At 33.4% G+C, this 1,719-nt stretch carries 1 protein-coding gene; it reads left to right on the plus strand.

Going from position 1 to position 1,719, the window contains the following annotated elements:
- The first annotated feature begins 961 nt into the window (after positions 1 to 961).
- A complete protein-coding gene (locus AMDU4_RS12425) occupies positions 962 to 1,420 on the plus strand; it encodes a hypothetical protein (protein ID WP_290705346.1) in 459 nt (152 codons plus the stop codon).
- The last annotated feature ends 299 nt before the right edge of the window (positions 1,421 to 1,719 follow it).

Here is a 1,719-nt window from a genome sequence, read left to right on the forward strand (position 1 = left end):
TTTTAATCCCGAGATTATCCAGAATTTTTATTGCCATCCTTAGTATTTCTATATTGGTNTCATCCTCGTCACCACCCATAATCTCGGAACCTGCCTTCAAAGATTCGTTCAGATACTCATCACTCTGCTGTGAAATATAATAAATTTTGGAGTTTTCTGTGATATGTCTGTTCATGAGCCTGAGTGTTATGTCTGGTTCTAAAACAAATATTTTATTTCTGTAAATAAATCTAAAACCATCCACTTTATCGGATTTCAGGAATGCTGGTGGAAATATCTCCGTATATCCAGAATCGTGGAAAGATTTCCTTATGGAATAGGCAATCTCACTTAATTTCCTGTCTACCATTCTCAAGATAACCACGGCTGAATAAAGTACTGGATGGCAGACTATCAACATTGGTTATCATGCTATGATGATGTATATGTACAGCTATCTTCGAAAAAGCATTATAGCTGGCTATGCGTCTTATATACATCTCTGTTGCCATGAAGCATTTATTGTAATATCATATATAATAATTATTGATAAAATTTATGTTTAGAATATTAATTTTAATATTATACACATCTAAGCCATCCAGCAATACTGCAATATATAGTTTTCTCAGTGCCATGTTAATAAGATCATTAACCTAATTAATTGTAATATCAGCAATCCATGATGTTGTCAATGGAGAATTACATATACATTATATTATTAAATTATCTATTCCCATTGATCTATAATAAATCCCTATTATATCCTATGAAAATTGCCTTCCATTTCCCATAGCATGGAAAAATCAACAAGAAATCGTACCACTACACTTTTTCATCTGGACAAAATGGATGCCGATTTCAATGCTCTGGGTTGTGGTAATTAGCTTAATGACGTTAACACTGCTACAAGAAATATTAATATTTAGACATAATTATGTACACAACTCAAGTTTTAATACCGCACAGCAGATTACTATATATGTCTGAATATAAGAGTAATATATTGTACAGCTTAACAGGTGGGTATACCCCCATGAAAATTGTAAGGTTTACTGTGGTGTTTTTTGCCATACTGGACGCAGCAGCCCATTTGTATGCTCTTCCTGGAGCCGCTCCACTTGTTACCTTTTGGCTTGAGATTGAGGTTTCCGCTTTTATTGTAATTTCTATGGTCTTCCTTTTAGGATTAAAAATATGGTATATTCCCAGTGTAATTTTCACCTTGTTCAATCTTTTAGTGTACTTTATTTCAGGAATAACCGCGTTGCCACCCATATCTGTTTCGCCTCTGGTAGGACATGTGGAATTTCTCCAGTATTCATTCGGAAGGGCCTTTTCACTAGTCGGATGGTTATATATTATAATAGTTGGTTTAATCCTAATACGATATGACAGGGGCTCAAAACTGAATGATCTGATGAAACAGGACACCAACTAATTTCTTTTTTGTAAAAATAACATTCTCATTTCTGTTTCTTCCATTTATTAATCTTTTAATCATTTTTCCATTCTTTTTTTTGAACAGGGGTCTTCTATATCTGTTCCAGTATCCTTACTTTAGGAGGTCAGTTAAACTGGATCTCAAAATGTGAGTTACAGGGCAATCTGAACACGTTGTGTTATAATAACCACCATGAACAATTTTTAGATTAAGATCAAAATCTCTGATCTAATAAAATAAATAATTTTTATCAGTGGTTTAATGGGCTCCAGGAGGGAATACTATATCATCAAATT

The organism is Ferroplasma sp. Type II (genome assembly GCF_000496155.1).